Genomic DNA, 16,857 nt, shown 5'->3' on the forward strand with positions numbered 1-16,857 from the left:
GGCCTGTCCCGCATCGGCCGGGATTTGCGCCCGGTCTGCTGAAGGCTTTGACCGCCCCTCTTCCTCAAGGTGTAGCCTGCAATATTTGATCGGAGAAGGGATATGATCGGAGAAGGGCCGGCGGGTCAGCCCCTCGGAAAACAGGCAAAGATCGTGTCTCGGGGCCGGGCTGGGGCCTGCGCGGAGGGGTTTACCGTTTCGACCAGTCTTCGAGCGCCGCCACGATCTCTGTCCCGATACCGCGCGCCTTCGGAGTGTCGAGCGGGCAGGGGGCCGCCAGACGGCCCTCCATATCCCCGACGTGAAACCCGTCCGCACGGTCGAGTGTATCCAGTTCCTCCCAGGTGACCGGCACTGCCACCGCCGCGCCGGGCCGGGCGCGCAGAGAGTAGGGCGCGACGGCCGTGGCGCCCCGCTCGTTGCGCAGCCAGTCGATGAAGACCTTGCCCTTGCGCTTTGCCTTCGACATCGTTGCGATGTAGCGGTCCGGATGGCGATCGGACAGCACCGTGGCAAACGTCTTGGCAAAGACCTTCACCGTGTCCCAGCTCGACACGCGCCGCAACGGCACGATCACGTGCACGCCCTTTCCGCCAGTTACCATGGGGGCGCAGTCCAATCCGCAGGTTTCCAACCCGTCGCGCACGTCCTCCGCCGCCCGTTTTACATCCGCGAAGCTCAGGCTTTCGTCGGGATCCAGGTCAAAGATCATTCGGTCGGGCCGGTCGATCCGGTCGCGCCGCGCCCCCCACAGGTGGAATTCCAGCGTGCCCATCTGCGCCGCCCCGATCAACCCTTCTGGCGAGCTTACATACATGTACTCCGCCGCCTCACCGTCCTTTTCCCTGAGGGTGAGGGTGCGGACCCCACCGGGGAAGCCCTTGCCCGCGTGTTTTTGGAAAAAACACTCGCCCGAGATCCCGTCCGGACAGCGCAAGAGCGAGAGCGGCCGGTCCGCCGCGTGGGACAACATCCGATCTGCGACCGTTGCGTAATGTTCAGCGACGGCACTCTTGGTCAGTTTCGCATCGGGATAGACCACGCGCCCGGGGCTGGAGACACGCACCCCGCCAATCTTTCTGTCGCCGTCATCGGTGTCGTTGTCCGCTTCTGCCTTCGCGCTCACCTCGCTGGCCTCCTTGTCCTCGCGTAGCCCTTTGTAGACACCATGGCGGATGCGGCCCTCGCCGGTAAACTCGGTATATTCGACCTCCACCACCAGCTTCGGTGTCACCCAGCGGGCACCGTCGGCTTCGGAAGGAAGGTCACCGGAAAAAGCCGACGTCCGGCGGGACAACGGTTTCAGCGCGCGCTGCAGCGCGGCCATGTCGTCGCCATCAAAACCGCTGCCGACGCGGCCGCGATAGACCAGCCGGTTATCTTCGTAGCTGCCCAGGATCAGGGAGGAAAACGGCCGCCCGCGCTTGTCCGAGGGTGACCACCCCGCGACCACGAATTCGGCGCGGCGGATGCACTTCGCCTTGATCCAGCTTCGGCTTCGACCCTCCCGGTAGGGCGCGTCAAGACGTTTTGAGATAATGCCCTCTCCCCCGGCCTCGCACATGGCGACCAGGGCTGTGGCGCCATCGCCCCCGATCACCGGGCTCAGGCGCAGCGGACCGCGCGGGGGCAGGCCCTGCATAATCCGCTCCAGTGCCGCGCGCCGCTCGCTCAGCGGTTTGCCGGTCAGGTCCTCGCCATCCAGCGCAAGGCAGTCGAAGACGTAGCATGTCAACGGATCGCCGGACTTCAGCGCCTTTTGCAAGGTCGTGAAGTCACCCCCGCCACCGCCCGCAATGACCTCGCCATCCAGCAGAGCGGAGCCGCAGTCAAGGGCCGCCGCCGGGGCGCAAAGCGTACCGAAACGGTCCGTCCAGTCCTTGCCGTTGCGGGAATAGAGCCGCACGCCACCCTTGCCCACCGCGATCACGCAGCGATAGCCGTCGAACTTCGCCTCGTGCTGCCAGCCTTCGCCCTCGGGCGGGGCATCCCGCAGCGTCGCCAGTTGCACCTTGCGGAAGCGCGGCAGCGGCTTTGTGTGCCGGGCGGGCTTCGAAGGCTCACGATCATGCCTGATTGCACGCATGCTGCGCCCGGTGGTGACACTGGTACGGTGTTTGTTGGTCAGCGCGTCGGCGCTGCGCCCGGCGAACGTATCGCGTTCCTTGATCAGCAACCAGTTCTCGCGCGTCTCCCCCTTCCGTCCGCGCATCCGGACCATCGCCCAGCCGCCCTTCATCCGCGCGCCGTGCAGGCGGAAGTGCAGCTTGCCCGACTTCAGCCCTTCATCGGGATCGTGAAGAGGCTCCCACCACCCGGTGTCCCAGAGCATGACCGTCCCGCCGCCATACTCGTCCTCGGGAATGATTCCCTCGAAATCGCCGTAGCGCACGGGATGGTCCTCTGTTCGCACGGCAAGCCGCTTCTGCCCGGGGTCATTCGAAGGGCCTTTCGTCACTGCCCACGACAGCAGGACACCATGCCATTCCAGCCGAAAATCGAAATGCAGCCGTGTGGCGTCGTGCTTCTGGACCACAAAGGACAGCGTGTCGCCGCCAGCCTCCACCAGTTCGGCTCGAGGCTCCGGCGTGACGCTGAAATCACGCTTTTTCTCGTAGTTCTCGAGCGATCTCATGACGCTTTTCGGCGGCGGGTCCCGGCCCCGGATTTCCCGCTCTTGCCGCCGCTCTGTTTGAGGCTCTTCTTTAGAGCATCCATCAGGTCGACCACGTTTTCGCCCTCGCTGCTCCGCTCGTCGCCGGAATTCTTGGCGCGCGGCGTCTTCTTCGACTTCATCTTGCGGTCGATGAGGTCGCGCAACGCGCCGGCGTAATGATCCTCGAAGGCGGAGGCATCAAAAGGCGCGGTCTTGCGATCGATGAGCTGTGTCGCCACCTCGAGCAATTCCTGATCCGTGGCATCGTCGGCGATGGAGGAAAACAGGGGGTCCGCATCGCGGATGTCGGTTTCGTAGTGCAGTGTCTCCATCAACAGCCCGTCGCCGCAGGGCCGGATGGCGCAGAGATATTCCTTGCCGCGCATCGTCAGCTGTCCTAGCCCGGCCTTCTTGGACTGCCGCAGCGCATCGCGTACCACGCGGTAAGCGTCCTCGGCCAGATCGTCGGCGGGCACCACGTAGTAGGGGCGGTCGAACCAGATCGGAGCGATCTCGGAGGTTTCCACGAATTGCACCAGTTCCAGCGTCTTGCGGGTATCCAGTTTGATCGCGTCGATCTCATCAGGTTCCAGCAGGATGTAATCGCCCGAGTCGGTCTCGTAGCCCTTCATGATGTCGTCGCTCTCGACGGGCCCAATGCCTTGCACGGTTTTCTGGTAGCGCACCGGCTTGCCCGAGTCCCGGTGGATCTGCCGGAACGATACGCGCGACCCGGAGTTGCGGGCGGAATGGATCTCTACCGGGATGGAAACCAGCGAAAGTCGTAACTGTCCCTTCCAGAGCGCGCGCGATGCCATGGCTTAATCTCCGCTGGTCCTACGTATCATGTATCAACGCGCGTCGTGGTGCTTCGGTTCAACCGCAGGTCAGGGCTCGCGACACGGGCCGTTTGCCTGTCTGTCGGGTGCCTGCTAACACTTTGGCAGAAAAGGGAGACCCAAGCCGGTGAACGCCTATATCCGTGCTCTCAGGCCGGCGCAGCTTCGACTGATCGAGGCCGTCGCGCGACATGGCAAGCTGCGCCTGGCCGCCGATGCCTGCGGCATGACCACCCCGGCCGCTTCGCGGATGCTCGCGGAGGTGGAGAACCAGCTTGAAACGCGGGTCTTCGAACGCACGCCGAAGGGGATGTTGCCAACGCCGGCCGGTGTTGTTCTGGCGAACCACGCCCGAAAGTTGGTGCACGATATCGACCAGATGGCGCAGGACTTCGCGGCGCATCTCGACGGGTCCGGAGGCTCCGTGCGAGTCGGTGCCGTCACGGGCGGCGCGCTGGCGGTGATCATTCCGGCCATCCTCGAGCTGAAGCGCGCCTCGCCCCGGATCGACGTGTCACTGGATGTCTCGTCCTCGTCGCGGCTGATGTGGGGGCTGGAGCGCGGGGAATACGATTTCACCCTCAGCCGTGTGGGACCCCACGACTATTCCCGCGATTTCGAAATCTCGCCCGCCAAGCACGAGGACGTGCTGCTCATGGTCCGGCGGGCGCATCCCATGGCGGGTGCCGAAGTGGTCGGTCTGACTGAACTGCGCGACTACACCTGGACCATGCAGGATCGCGGCGCGCCGATCCGCCACGCGATGGAGATCGCCTTTCACGAAGAGGGTATCGCGCTGCCGGACAGCATGATCAAGACCGCCTCCGTTGTGGCGATCATGGCGCTCCTGCGCGACTCGGACGTGATCGCCGTGGTGACGCAGGAGGTGGCGGACCTGCTGCTGTCGCCGCCGTACTGCGCCGACCTCGCGCTGCTTCGGACACGCAAACCGATCGAGATCGAGCCCTACCATATCCTGCGTCCGGGCGACCGGCTGTTGTCGCCCGCGACCGAACGTCTGCTGGCGCTGGTGCGCGAGAAACTGGGGCGTGCCTGATCGCTGCGCCCGCAGGGTTACCAATGCTGTCAACGCGATAGAGTAAAATGTAAATTGATCGTTAACCTTTAGCCGCCCTACGGTCCGGGGAAATTGACATTCGTTCCTGGGAGAGACCATGAAGGGCCGCGCATCAATCCATCGGGATTTCACTGTATCGCAAATCGACGACAGGCTTTATTCGGCATTCATCGAACATATGGGACGCGCCATCTACGGCGGCATTTACGAACCGGAGCATCCGACGGCCAATGAGCACGGCTTTCGGAAGGACGTTCTTGAGCTTGTCCGTGGCTTGAACATTCCCGCGATCCGCTACCCTGGCGGCAACTTCGTTTCCGCCTATAAATGGGAGGATGGAGTCGGCCCGAAGGAAGACCGCCCGGTGCGGCTTGACCTTGCGTGGCGGTCGAAGGAAACCAACCAGGTCGGCATCAACGAATTCGCCAAATGGGCCGAGGACGCCGGGATCGAGATGATGTTGGCCGTCAACCTCGGCACGCGCGGAATCGAGGAGGCGCGCAACTTCGTCGAGTATTGCAACCACCCTTCGGGCACCTACTGGTCCGACCTGCGGCGCAGCCACGGGGTTGAGAAGCCCTACGGCGTGAACATGTGGTGCCTTGGCAACGAGATGGACGGCCCATGGCAGATCGGCCATATGGAGGCGAAGGAATACGGGCGTCTCGCCGATGAGACATCGAAGGCGGTAAAGGCCTTCAACCGCGGGATCGAAACGGTGGTCTGCGGTTCTTCCAATGACGCCATGGCGACCTACCCGGAGTGGGAACGGCAGGTGCTGGAAGAGTGCTACGAGAACGTCGATTACATCTCGCTTCACAAATATTTCGGCAACAACAGCCGGGATAGCCTGAACTACTTCGCAAAGATCGAGGAAACCGGCCGTTACATTCAGGCGATCGGCGGGGTAATCGATTACGTCAAGGCAAAGAAGCGCGCGAAGAACGACGTCTATATCTGTTTCGATGAATGGAATGTCTGGTATCACAATCGCGAGCAGGACAGCAAGAATTGGCACGTATGGGACTGGCCAGAGGCGCCGCCACTGCTGGAGGAAGACTATAACCTCGAGGACGCGATCTTTGTCGGGGGGCTTCTGAACGAGTTCATCCGCCGCTCCGACCGGGTTCGCATTGCCTGCATCGCGCAGCTGGTCAACGTGATTGCGCCGATCCGCACCCGCACCGGCGGCCCGGCATGGGCGACGACGATCTACTACCCTTACCAGTTTGCCAGCCTTTACGGTCGCGGCACGGCGCTGAACGTGGCGGTGGATTGCCCGCGCTACGATGCCCGCGTGGCGCAGGACGTGAAGTACCTCGACGTCTCGGCGGTGCTGGCACCGGATGGGCGCTCCTTGGCTGTCTTCGCTGTCAACCGCCACCCCGAAGAGCCGATGGAGGTGGACATGGCGCTGCACGGCTTCGCTGGTGCGAGGGTCATCGAACACAAGGTAATGGGCGGCGATGCGTCCGAGGCGCGCGAGGCCAATACCTGCGAACAGCCAAACCGGATCGTGCCGCGCGACGGATCGGGGCTCGGGGTTGAAGACAGCGCATTGCAGGGCACGCTGCCTCCCTTCTCATACAGCATGGTCCGTCTGGCGCTGGACTGAAAGGGGGAGGCCGCGTGAACGAAAGGAAGGAAACCGCCATGTTCGAAAGCCTGCAGGACAAGGGGCACGCCACCGGGGTACATCTGCGCGGCGCGAGGAAGTCTTTCGGAGCGCTGGAGGTCATCAAGGGCGTCGACATGGACATCGGTCGCGGCGAATTCGCGGTCTTTGTCGGCCCCTCCGGTTGCGGCAAGTCCACCCTGCTGAGGATGATCGCCGGGCTGGAGGATACGTCGGACGGCAGCATCGCCATCGGCGAGCGCGACGTCACCCACGAGGACCCGGCGGACCGGGGCGTGGCCATGGTTTTCCAGAGCTACGCGCTTTATCCGCACCTCTCGGTCTACGAGAACATGGCCTTCAGCCTGCGGCTGGCCAAGCGGCCCAAGGCCGAGGTGGATGCAAAGGTGCGCGAAGCCGCCGGCATCCTGCAACTAGCCGACCATCTGGAGAAAAAGCCGGCGCAGCTGTCGGGCGGTCAGCGCCAGCGGGTCGCCATCGGGCGGGCCATCGTGCGCGCGCCCGAGGTGTTTCTCTTTGACGAACCGCTTTCGAATCTGGACGCGGAACTGCGCGTGCAGATGCGGTTGGAACTGGCCCGCCTGCACAAGGCGCTTGGCGCGACGATGATCTATGTCACCCACGATCAGGTGGAGGCGATGACGCTGGCGGACAGGATCTTTGTCCTGCAAGGGGGGCTAGTGCAGCAACAGGGCGCGCCGCTTGATCTGTACGACGACCCGTCGAACCGTTTTGTCGCGGGTTTCATCGGCTCGCCGTCGATGAATTTCCTCGCCGCGACGGTCGAGAGCCGTAACGGGTCCGGCATCCGGGCGCGGCCCGTTGGACAGCCCGATACGGCCTTTGATATTTCGCTGGCCGCCCCGCCGGACGCTGGCACCCGTGTCACGCTGGGCATCCGGCCAGAGCACCTCGTCATTCGGGGCGACGGCCTGCGCGTCACGGTCGATGTGGCCGAGGAACTGGGCGGCGTGTCCTACCAGCACGGCACGCTGGAGGGCGGCGAGCCGGTGATCTTTCAGCAGACCGGCGTGCGTCATGGCATGAGCGGCACGGTGCAGACCGTCGCCCCGGAAGAGGGCCGGATATTCGTCTTTGACGAAGGGGGCGGGCGCATTCGCTAGGAAACCGGAATTACAACAAGGAGGAGGACTGACATGACAATTGCATTGAAGAATACGGTGTCCCGTCTCGCCACGGCGGCGGCGGTTGTGCTGGGACTATCGGCACCGGCCTGGGCCGCAACCGAAATCGAGTGGTGGGATTTCCTCGCCGGCGGCGATGGCGTCCGGATGAAGGCGCTGATCCAGGAGTTCAACGCCGAGCACCCCGACATCAACATCAAAGGCACCACGCTGGAGTGGGGCCTGCCCTTCTACACGAAGGTGCGCACCTCGGTCGCGGTGGGCGAAGGCCCCGATATCATGACCTACCACCTGTCGCGCCTGCCGTTGGCGCTGGAGGAAGGGACGCTCTCGCCGATCACCGCCGAGGATCTGGAGACGGCGGGCATTTCGTCCGGCGACTTCTTCGAAGCGTCGATTGCCGCCGCCTCTGACGCGGACGGCCAGTTGATGGCGGTACCTTTCGATATCCACGCCATCGTGATGTATTACAACCGCACCGCGCTCGAAGGGACGGAGTGGCTGGGCGACGACGGCAATCTGACGAACCTCGATTCCGTCGAGGACATGACCGCGCTCCTGACCTGGGCAAAGGGGCAGGGGTATTCCGACCCGCTGAGCTTCCAGTCCGAAGGCGGCGGCGGCACATGGCGGGTATTCTACACGCTGCTCAGTCAGCAGGGTGGCGAGATGCTGACCGACGGCGAGGTGCTGGCGGGCGACAATTTCGACAAGGCAGTGAAGGCGATCTCCATCATGGCCGACTGGCGCGCCGCCGGTCTGATCCCGGAACAGGCCAGCTACGAGGCTTCTGTGGCGCTGTTCTCGGGGAAGAAATCCGTGCTGCACATGAACGGCGTCTGGGAAGTGCCGACCTTCAAGGATTCGACCGAGGCTGACACGCTGGGCTTCGATTGGTTCGCCAACGAGATCCCGCAGCTTCTCGAGCAGCCCGCGACCTGGGCGGACAGCCACGCCTTTGCCATCCCGGCCAACCCCGAGATGAGCGCGGAGCAGCGCGCGGCAGTGATGACTGTGATCGGCTGGATGGAAAAGCATTCGCTGGCATGGGCCGGCGCGGGCCACATCCCCGCCTACAAACCCACAGTGGACAGCGACGACTACGCCGCGCTGCAGCCGAATGCGACCTACGCCTCGCTGGCTGAGCATGCCAGCTTTGATCCGCGTTCGAAGATCGCCGGCGTCGCCTCGCCGATCTACAACGCGGTCGATACGTTGATCGCCCCGGCGGTGCACGGTTTCCTCAGCCCCGAGGAAGCGGCGCAGCAGATGAAGGACGAACTGAGCTCCATGCTCAACTGACCTTGATCTGACGTCCCGGGCCGGGGGCTGCTGTCCCCGGTTTGATTGCCTGACACGACACGCGCGAGGGAGGCCCTCATATGTCACTAGCCAAGCGTCGCCGCCGCGAAATGCGCGCCGCATTCCTGATGATCGCGCCCTTCGTGTCGGTCTTTGCGCTGTTCTTTCTCTATCCGACGCTGAAGGTCGTGGCGCTCAGCTTTACCGACGCGCCGCTGATCGGGGAGGGCAATTGGGTCGGACTGGCGAACTACGCAAAGCTGCTGGGCGACCGGCTGTTCTACACGTCGATCACCAACAATCTCTATTTCGTGGCGCTGACCGTGGTACCGACCACGGTGATCGCGCTGCTGATCGCGCTGTCCGTCAGTCGCCTGAAGGGGCGGATGCAGGCGCTGGTGCTGACGCTGTTCTTCCTGCCCTACGTGTTGCCGGTTTCCGTGGTGACGATGATCTGGGCATGGATGTTCGACTTTCAGTTCGGCATCCTGCAACCGCTGATCGCCACCATCACCGGCAAGCCGGTACCGGTCTTCAAGAACCCCCACTGGGTCATGCCGATGATCGCGGTGGTGACGATCTGGTGGACCAACGGGTTCAACGTGCTGCTGCTGATCGCGGGGTTGCGCAATATTCCCGCCGACCTCTACGAGGCGGCGGCGCTGGATGGCGCGACGCCATGGCAAAGGTTCTGGCGCATCACCTGGCCGCTCCTGTGGCCGATCACCGCGCTGGTGCTGACGCTGCAACTGATCCTGCAACTGAAGCTCTTCGATCAGGTCTACCTGCTGTCCAAGGGCGGGCCGTTCAACCAGTCCTACGTGGTGCTGATGCAGATGTACCGGGAGGCCTTCCAGCTTAACCATGGCGGCTATGCCTCGGCGATTGCCATGGTGCTGTTTCTCTTCATCGTCGTGCTGTCCGTGCTGCAGTTCCAGTTGCTCCGTATCAGGGGGATGCGCAAATGACCGCGAAACGCGCCCGCAATGCGGCCTTTTCCGGGATCATCCTCATCGCCGCCGCGATCTGGATCTTTCCGCTGTACTGGGCACTGACCACATCCCTGCGCAGCGAAAACCGCATCGTTTCGGATGCGGGGGTGTTGATGGACGAACTGAACTTCTCCGCCTACACCTCCGTGCTGTCTACCTCCAAGCTGCCGATCTGGTACCTGAACTCGGTCGCAACCTCGGTCATCATCACCGCCATCGTCCTGATCACGGGGATGATGTGCGCCTACGCGCTGTCGCAATTGCGCTTTCCGGGGCGCAAGGTGCTCTATCTTGTCGTGGTGGGGTCGTTCATGGTGCCGGTGCCCGCGCTATACGTCGCGCAGTTCGTATTGATGAGCGACCTGCGTCTGGTGAACAGTTGGTGGGGCATCATCCTGCCGCAGTTGATCGTCCCGGTGGTGGTCATCGTCTACAAGCAGTTCTTCGATGCCATCCCCAAGGAAATGCGCGAGGCGGTGCTGCTTGACGGGGGCGGCGAATTCACCCTGCTGTTCAAGCTTTACCTGCCGCTCAACTGGGGCATCACGGCGGCGCTGGCGATCATCACCTTCATCTCGGCGTGGAACAACTTCTTCTGGCCTTTCCTTGTGGTTACGAGCGAGGACATGATGACCATTCCCGTGGGCATCACGCAGGTGAACGACGCCTTCGGCGTGGCTTATGCCCGGATGATGGCGCTGGCCTTGCTGGCGGCGGGTCCGGTGATCGTGGGCTATCTGATCTTCCAGAAACGGGTGACCGAAGCGGTGATGATCTCCGCCGGAGTGAAGGGCTGATCTTTCCGACTGCCCGGAGTCGGCCTGCCGACAACCGCGACCGGCGGGGTGGAAGTGCACCATGCCTGGGCACCCGAGTACCACAACCCTCACAGCAGCCTTGCCCTGCGATTCTATGCGTCACGCCGTAGGGCTTAGGCCCGCTGTACGGAGAAGTCGTCCGTGAAAAAGGTGTTTGCCGACTAGTATGGAAGTATGTCACCCTAGGGCAGGGAGGAACGCCGAATCATGACGGCCTACGGGGTGATATCCAGCGAGCTTGAGCATGGGCGGGCCATTGCGCCGCAGCTTTACGCGCGTCTGCGGGCCGCGATCATCGACAATACCCTGGCCCCCGGCGACCGCATTTCCGAAAGCGAGGTCGCGCAGGCCTGTTCGGTCAGCCGGCAGCCGGTGCGCGAAGCCTTCATCAAGCTCGCGGGGGAAGGTCTGCTGGCGATCCTGCCCCAGCGGGGGACGGTGGTCTCCCGGATCAGTTACACGGCCGTGCTCGACGCGCGTTTCCTGCGCGAGGCGATCGAGGCGGATATCGTCGCCATCCTCGCCCAAAGCCCCGACCGCGCCCTGATCCGCGAATTGCGCCATCAGCTGAAAGCGCAGCTTAACCTGCACGGGCGCGATCCGCAGCAATTTGCCGCGCTCGACGAACGCTTTCACAGGTCACTTGCCGAGGGCGCGGGCAAGGGCGGCGCCTGGACACTGATCGAGGGTCTGAAGGCGCAGATGGATCGCGTTCGCTTCCTCTCGCTGGGGCACTTCCCACGCGAAAAACTGGTGGCCCAGCACGCGGACCTCGTCGACGCCATCGAAGCGGGCGACGGTGCCGCTGCCAATGCCGCCATCCGTGGCCACCTGCGCGAGGTACTATCGGATCTGCCGCAGATCCGCGCCGCCTGCCCGGAGTTCTTCGACCCGGCCGGCGGAAAGCCCCCCGAACCGACAAACGCACCAATCACCGCCCTCGCAAAGCAACATGCCAGGGCACATCAAGGAGGAGACAGACAATGACGTTCAAATGGAAACTGGCCGCTGTGGCGGCAACCGTGGCGGCGCTGAGCGCCGGGGGCGCTTTTGCGCAGGAAATGACGCTGAAGCTGGGCCACCTCGCCAACGAGGAAAACCCCTGGCACCAGGCATCGGTGAAGTTCGGCGAAGAGCTTTCCGCCCTGACCGACGGTCGCATCGCCGTGGAGGTCTTTCCGAACGAATCCCTCGGCAAGGAGATCGACCTGATCAACGGGATGCAGTTGGGGACGGTCGACATGACCATCACCGGGGAATCCCTGCAGAACTGGGCGCCGAAGGCCGCGCTGCTGGCCGTGCCCTATGCGTTCAAGACCATCGAGGACATGGATGCCTTCGCCTCCGGCCCCGTGGGTGACGAGATCGAGCAGCAGATCATCGAGAAGGTCCAGATCCGTCCCATCGCCTACTTTGCCCGTGGCGCGCGTGATCTGACCTCCAACCGCGCGATCACGACACCCGCCGACCTCGACGGCCTGAAGATGCGTGTGCCGAACGTGCCGCTCTTTGTCGACGTGTGGAAGGCGCTTGGCGCGAACCCCGGCCCGATGGCGTTCTCCGAAGTCTTCACCTCGCTGCAGAACGGCACCATCGAGGCACAGGAGAACCCGCTCGCGCTGATCCGTTCGGCATCGTTCTATGAGGTGCAAAGCCACGTCAACCTGACCGACCACGTGCGGTCCTGGATCTATCTGACCATCGCCGAGCAGACCTGGAACAAGCTGTCCGAGGAAGATCAGGCTGCCGTCACGGAGGCCGCCGCCCGCGCGCAGGCCTACGAGCGGGAGCTGTTCAACGAAAGCCTCGCCGCCGACCGCGAGTTCCTCGAAAGCAAGGGCATGACTTTTGTGGACGTCGACGCCGCCGCCTTCCAGGCCGCGGCGAAGGATGCCGTGCTGGCCAATGTCAACGACGAGATCCGGCCCATCGTCGAGGACCTCTTCGCCAACTGACGAAGGCCACCGGCCGATCAGGACCCCGGCGCCATCGCTCCCGGCGCCGGGCACATATTCACCCGAGGAAGTCGCCCTTGAAGCTCGTCGATACGCTCACCCATCTCCTGACCCGGTTCGCGCAGTGGGGCACCGGGCTGTCGTTTGCCGTGCTGCTCGGCGCCGTGCTGTTGCAGGTGACCGGACGGCTTACCGGCTTTGCGCCGGTCTGGACCGAAGAACTGACCCGCTACGCGCTGCTTTTCTCCGTAGCCTTCGGGGTCGGGCTGGCATTTCGCAGCGGCGATCTCGTGAACGTGGACGTGGTCTGCGAATTCCTGCCGGGGCGAATGCCGTGGATCCTGCGGCTGGTCTCTGCCGCTGCCACCTGTGGGTTGTCGCTCTACCTGCTGCCGCACGCATGGCGGTTTGTCTCCATCGGGCGGATGCAGACCTCTCCCGCGCTTGGCGTGAAGATGAATTACATCCACCTGACCGTCTTCCTGTTGCTGATGTTCCTCGCGGTCTTTGCCGGGCTGCGTCTGCTGGGCATGCTTGCGGGAACCGAGGACGGAAAGCCGGTCAAGCCGGACGAGGAATAAAGGAACACCATGGAAGTCGCCGTTCTCTTCACCGTTTTCATCGGCGGTCTCATCGTAGGTATCCCGGTGGCCGTGACGCTGGGCCTGTCCTCGCTGGCTTACCTGCTGTTGACGGGCATCCCGCCGGTGGTCATGCCGCAGAAGATGTACGCTGGCATGGACGTCTTTGTCCTGCTGTCGATCCCGGGTTTCATCCTTGCGGGGAACCTGATGAACCAGGGTGGTATTACTGGCCGCATCATCCGCTTTGCAAATGCGCTGGTGGGCTGGATCAAGGGAGGGCTGGGGCTGACCAATATCGCCGCGTCGATGCTGTTCGGGGGCATCACCGGCACCGCCGTGGCCGATGCCGCCAGCATCGGCGGTGTGCTGATCCCCGGTATGAAAAAAGCGGGCTACCCGGCGGATTTCTCTGCCGCTGTGACTGCCGCATCCTCCACCGTGGGGCCGATCATCCCGCCTTCCGTACCGATGATCATCGTGGGCGCGCTGTCGGGAATCTCCGTGGGCCAGATGTTCCTCGCGGGCGCGATCCCCGGCATCCTCATGGGCCTCGCCATGATGATCACGGCTTACGTGATCTCTGCCCGCCGCAATTTTCCGCGGCAGGAATGGCAGGGTCTGGGGGAGGTGGCGCGCGCCTTTTCCGGCGCCTTCTGGGCGCTGGCTATGACCTTTCTCATCATCTACGGCCTCCTATCCGGCCTGGCCACGCCGACCGAGACTGCCGTGGTCGCCTCCGTCTATGCGTTCCTGGTCGGGGCATTCATCTACCGCGAACTGCCGGTTCGCAAGATCCCCGCCATCCTTGTGCAAAGCGCAACAGCAGCGGCGGGCATCCTCGCACTGGTGGGGTTCGCCAATGTCTTTGGCTGGATTCTGGTGTCTGAACGCATTCCGCAGGCCATCGCCGAGGGCGTGCTGAACGTGACCGACAATAAATTGCTGGTGATCCTCCTCATCAACCTCCTTCTTCTGTTTGTTGGCATGTTCATGGAAACCATCGCCGCGCTCATCATTCTCTTCGTGCCGCTCCTGTCGCTTGCCGAGGCGGTTGGAATCGACCCGCTGCACTTTGCCACCTTCGCGGTGCTGAACCTGATGATCGGCCTGACCACCCCGCCGGTTGGCGTCTGCCTGTTCGTCTGCGCGGGGATCGCGCGGCTGCCGCTCATGCCGGTGGTGCGTGCGATCATGCCCTTCCTGCTGACCAACATCGCGGTACTCCTTGCGGTCTCGTACATTCCGGCGCTGGCCACATGGCTGCCGTCGCTCCTGACGAAGTAGGCCCCGCTCAAACGTTCTCCGGTGTGTATAGCTCGAAGCTCACCGCCACGCGTTGGGCGCCGCCGCCGGGTCCGGCCTTGCGGGCCTTGATCATGGTCGCGATGGTCTCCTGCGCGATCGCCTGCATCGGGTGCGAGATCACCATGCTCAGGGTGCCGTCGATCAGCGCGCTGCGGGTGGCATCGAACAACTCGTAGCCGACCGCGACAAAATCCTCCCGCTTCGGGGTATCCCGAAGGGCGGCGATCGCGCTGCAGAGGCTGGGCAGGACTTCGGCATCGCCCGCATCTACGACGGCGACCGGCTGGCGGGTGGCCTGTCGGGCAGTGAACGCCAGAGCCTTGCCATCGCTCGCGCGGTGCCTTTCGACGCAGGGTGCTGATCCTTGACGAACCGACTGCCGCGCTGGGTGTGAAACAGGCGACCCACGTCCTGCGCAACGTCAACGAGGCCAAGCGGCGCGGGCTGGCGGTGATCTTCATCACCCCTCAGGGGATGCACGCCATGGCGGTCGGCGACCACTTCGCCGTGCTGATCCCGGGTGCCATCGCGGCTGATTTCCGCATGGGCGAAAAGACCCGAAAGGAAATCGCCGACCTTATGGCGGGAGGCGAGAGCATGGCCGACCCCAAGCCGCACATCGACAGCGATATGGACACCCACGACGGCCACGTGCCGCACCGGGTTCACTCAGAGACTTTTTTTCTCAATTCGCGCGGCAGGGCTTCCCACCTGCCGCGCGGCACGCCAGGGTTGTCCAGAGGCAACCCATCCAGAGAGACCCGACATGACTGTTCGTATTGCCGTCATCGGCGCCGGGATCATGGGGGCGGACCATGCCCGGATCGTGGCCGAAGACCTACCCGGCGCGACCCTGCAGGTGGTCTGCGACATGGACGAGGCCCGCGCCCGCGCCATAGCCGGTCGCTATGATGCGGAGGCTGCCACCGCCCCGGAGGCCGTGATCGCGCGTACCGACGTCGACGCGGTGATTGTGGCCTCCCCCGATTCTACCCACGCGCCGCTCAGCCTCGCCTGTATCCGCGCGGGTAAAAAGGTGATGTGCGAAAAGCCCCTGTCCCAGTCCTCCGGGGAATGCCGGGAAGTCATGCAGGCCGAGGCGGCCTCGGGCACGCGACAAATCATGCTGGGCTTCATGCGCCGCTACGATCCTGCGTATCGGCAGATGCGCGCGGCACTGACGGCGGGCACCATCGGCCGCCCGCTGATGATGCACAACTGGCACCGCAATGGTTCTACGCCCTCTGCGGATTTCACGGGCGCAATGGCGATCACCAACTCCGCCCCGCACGAATTCGATATCCTGCGCTATATGCTGGGCTGCGAACCTGTCTCCATCACCGCCACCCAGCCGATGCGGTCTGACGACAAGGTCGCGCCGGTCGTCATGGTGCTCCAGACAGTGGACGGGCAACTGGTCACCGTCGAGGTCAACAACAACGCTGCCTATGGCTACGACGTGAAGGCGGAACTGGTGGGGGAAACCGGCACCATCGCCACCAACCACGTCAGCTACACCCGGATGGACAAGGGCGCGACACAATCGCTGGGTCACGACGCCGACTGGCGCGACCGCTACGCCGAAGCCTACCGCCAGCAGAACAAGGCCTTTGTTCGTTGGGTGCAGGGCGGGGGCTGCCCGGAACTCGCCGCCTCCGCATGGGACGGCTACGCAGCGGCGGTCATCGCGGAATGCGGCGTGAAGGCGCTGGAAAGCGGTTCGCGGCAGGACATCACCCTGATCCCGCGCCCAGCGTTTTATGCAGGCGCAACAGGGAAAGTGGCATGAAGCTCGGTTTCGTGACAGATAGCCTGGGCGATTTTTCCATTGATGCGCTGTTGAAAAAACGCGCGGCGCTTGATCGTACAGGACATCGAGATCAACACCGGCGGCTGGACCACCGCGCCGCACTCCAGACTGTCGCAGATTCCGGGCAAACCGCAGGCACAAAGAGACCACGCGCAGCGCGCGCGGCCGATCGCGGGCTGGAGATCATCGCGCTCAACGCCAGCGGCAACCCGCTGCATCCGACCGATCCGACACAGGGCCGTGACCTGCGCGACACCATCCGCGGCGCGCAGGTGGTCTTGCATCACGCTCGGTTTCGGTCATGGGGAGCAATGGTGGCGGCAATTCTGCTACCGCTGAAAATGGGCGGCTTCGACCTGAGCCCGGGGCGCCCGCCCGCCACCCCGACCACGAACAGACCGCCAAGACGACCGGAGGACCAACCATGGCAGACCGGGTAGACGCCTGCGCCACCGACCATATCGACGCCGAAGACGTGATCCGTTTCGATCATGGGTCGCGCACCTTCGTCATCATCCGCGATCACGCCGACAATTATTCCTGCACGGACGGGCTTTGCACCCACGAGGACGTGCACCTGAGCGACGGGCTAGTGGTGAAGGCGACCATCGAATGCCCAAAGCATTCCGCGATCTTCGATTGCAGCAGCGGAGAGGTGGAAACGCCCCCCGCCGGCGAAAACCTCTGCACCTGTCCCGTCCGGGTCGATGCCGGTCGCGTCTTCGTGGAGGTCTAAG

Annotated in this window: 17 protein-coding genes; 13 read left to right on the top strand and 4 right to left on the bottom strand. The window is 63.8% G+C overall.

Annotation, left to right across the window (positions count from 1 at the left end; genetic code table 11):
* Window positions 1–190: 190 nt before the first annotated feature.
* Window positions 191–2,635 (bottom strand): DNA ligase D, encoded by a 2,445-nt coding sequence (gene ligD, locus J5474_RS20165; RefSeq protein ID WP_209363465.1) that lies wholly within the window; start codon window positions 2,633–2,635, stop codon window positions 191–193.
* Window positions 2,632–3,474 carry a non-homologous end joining protein Ku gene (gene ku, locus J5474_RS20170; protein ID WP_209363467.1) on the bottom strand — a complete coding sequence of 281 codons (843 nt, stop codon included), beginning with the start codon at window positions 3,472–3,474 and terminating at the stop codon, window positions 2,632–2,634. The genes ligD and ku overlap by 4 nt, the downstream gene beginning before the upstream one ends.
* 148 nt (window positions 3,475–3,622) lie before the next feature.
* Between ku and J5474_RS20175 the strand changes: the two genes are divergently transcribed.
* From J5474_RS20175 to J5474_RS20220, 10 genes are all read left to right on the top strand, one after another.
* Entirely contained in the window at window positions 3,623–4,552 is a 930-nt protein-coding gene (locus tag J5474_RS20175; protein WP_209363469.1) for a LysR family transcriptional regulator, read from the top strand.
* Between the two features lie 118 nt (window positions 4,553–4,670).
* Entirely contained in the window at window positions 4,671–6,188 is a 1,518-nt protein-coding gene (gene arfA / locus J5474_RS20180; protein WP_209363470.1) for an arabinosylfuranosidase ArfA, read from the top strand.
* 38 nt (window positions 6,189–6,226) lie between these two features.
* Window positions 6,227–7,333, top strand: coding sequence for an ABC transporter ATP-binding protein (locus J5474_RS20185; protein ID WP_209363556.1), 1,107 nt, complete (start codon window positions 6,227–6,229; stop codon window positions 7,331–7,333).
* A gap of 33 nt (window positions 7,334–7,366) precedes the next feature.
* On the top strand, window positions 7,367–8,656 hold the full coding sequence (locus J5474_RS20190) for an extracellular solute-binding protein (RefSeq protein ID WP_209363471.1): 1,290 nt from the start codon (window positions 7,367–7,369) through the stop codon (window positions 8,654–8,656).
* 80 nt (window positions 8,657–8,736) lie between these two features.
* Entirely contained in the window at window positions 8,737–9,624 is an 888-nt protein-coding gene (locus tag J5474_RS20195) for a carbohydrate ABC transporter permease (RefSeq protein ID WP_209363472.1), read from the top strand.
* Window positions 9,621–10,445, top strand: coding sequence for a carbohydrate ABC transporter permease (locus J5474_RS20200; RefSeq protein ID WP_209363473.1), 825 nt, complete (start codon window positions 9,621–9,623; stop codon window positions 10,443–10,445). Before J5474_RS20195 ends, J5474_RS20200 begins: the two co-directional genes overlap by 4 nt.
* 228 nt (window positions 10,446–10,673) lie before the next feature.
* Entirely contained in the window at window positions 10,674–11,453 is a 780-nt protein-coding gene (locus J5474_RS20205) for a GntR family transcriptional regulator (RefSeq protein WP_209363474.1), read from the top strand.
* Window positions 11,450–12,421: a TRAP transporter substrate-binding protein gene (locus J5474_RS20210; protein ID WP_209363475.1), complete on the top strand. Its 972-nt coding sequence runs from the start codon at window positions 11,450–11,452 to the stop codon at window positions 12,419–12,421. Before J5474_RS20205 ends, J5474_RS20210 begins: the two co-directional genes overlap by 4 nt.
* Window positions 12,422–12,498: 77 nt before the next feature.
* Entirely contained in the window at window positions 12,499–13,002 is a 504-nt protein-coding gene (locus tag J5474_RS20215) for a TRAP transporter small permease (protein ID WP_209363477.1), read from the top strand.
* A gap of 9 nt (window positions 13,003–13,011) precedes the next feature.
* Entirely contained in the window at window positions 13,012–14,289 is a 1,278-nt protein-coding gene (locus tag J5474_RS20220; RefSeq protein ID WP_209363479.1) for a TRAP transporter large permease, read from the top strand.
* A 7-nt stretch (window positions 14,290–14,296) separates the two neighbouring features.
* On the opposite strand, the gene J5474_RS20225 is transcribed toward J5474_RS20220, so the two are convergent.
* Both J5474_RS20225 and J5474_RS20230 read right to left on the bottom strand, forming a co-directional pair.
* Complete coding sequence (locus tag J5474_RS20225; protein WP_209363481.1) at window positions 14,297–14,479, bottom strand: hypothetical protein; 183 nt, start codon at window positions 14,477–14,479, stop codon at window positions 14,297–14,299.
* Window positions 14,480–14,577: 98 nt separating this feature from the next.
* The gene (locus J5474_RS20230) at window positions 14,578–14,979 is read right to left on the bottom strand and encodes a hypothetical protein (RefSeq protein ID WP_209363483.1); all 402 of its coding nucleotides are present in this window, start codon (window positions 14,977–14,979) and stop codon (window positions 14,578–14,580) included.
* A gap of 97 nt (window positions 14,980–15,076) precedes the next feature.
* On the opposite strand from J5474_RS20230, the gene J5474_RS20235 reads away from it, so the two are divergent.
* Genes J5474_RS20235 through J5474_RS20245 form a run of 3 tightly spaced genes read left to right on the top strand, consistent with a single transcriptional unit; the run spans window position 15,077 to window position 16,856 of the window.
* Window positions 15,077–16,099, top strand: a complete 1,023-nt coding sequence (locus J5474_RS20235; RefSeq protein WP_209363485.1) for a Gfo/Idh/MocA family oxidoreductase — start codon at window positions 15,077–15,079, stop codon at window positions 16,097–16,099.
* Window positions 16,096–16,560 carry a hypothetical protein gene (locus tag J5474_RS20240; RefSeq protein WP_209363487.1) on the top strand — a complete coding sequence of 155 codons (465 nt, stop codon included), beginning with the start codon at window positions 16,096–16,098 and terminating at the stop codon, window positions 16,558–16,560. Before J5474_RS20235 ends, J5474_RS20240 begins: the two co-directional genes overlap by 4 nt.
* Window positions 16,545–16,856 (top strand): Rieske 2Fe-2S domain-containing protein, encoded by a 312-nt coding sequence (locus tag J5474_RS20245; RefSeq protein ID WP_209363489.1) that lies wholly within the window; start codon window positions 16,545–16,547, stop codon window positions 16,854–16,856. Before J5474_RS20240 ends, J5474_RS20245 begins: the two co-directional genes overlap by 16 nt.
* Window position 16,857 lies beyond the last annotated feature (1 nt).

Origin of the sequence: Sagittula salina (genome assembly GCF_017813235.1) — a bacterium.
In the GTDB taxonomy this organism is placed as follows: domain Bacteria; phylum Pseudomonadota; class Alphaproteobacteria; order Rhodobacterales; family Rhodobacteraceae; genus Sagittula; species Sagittula salina.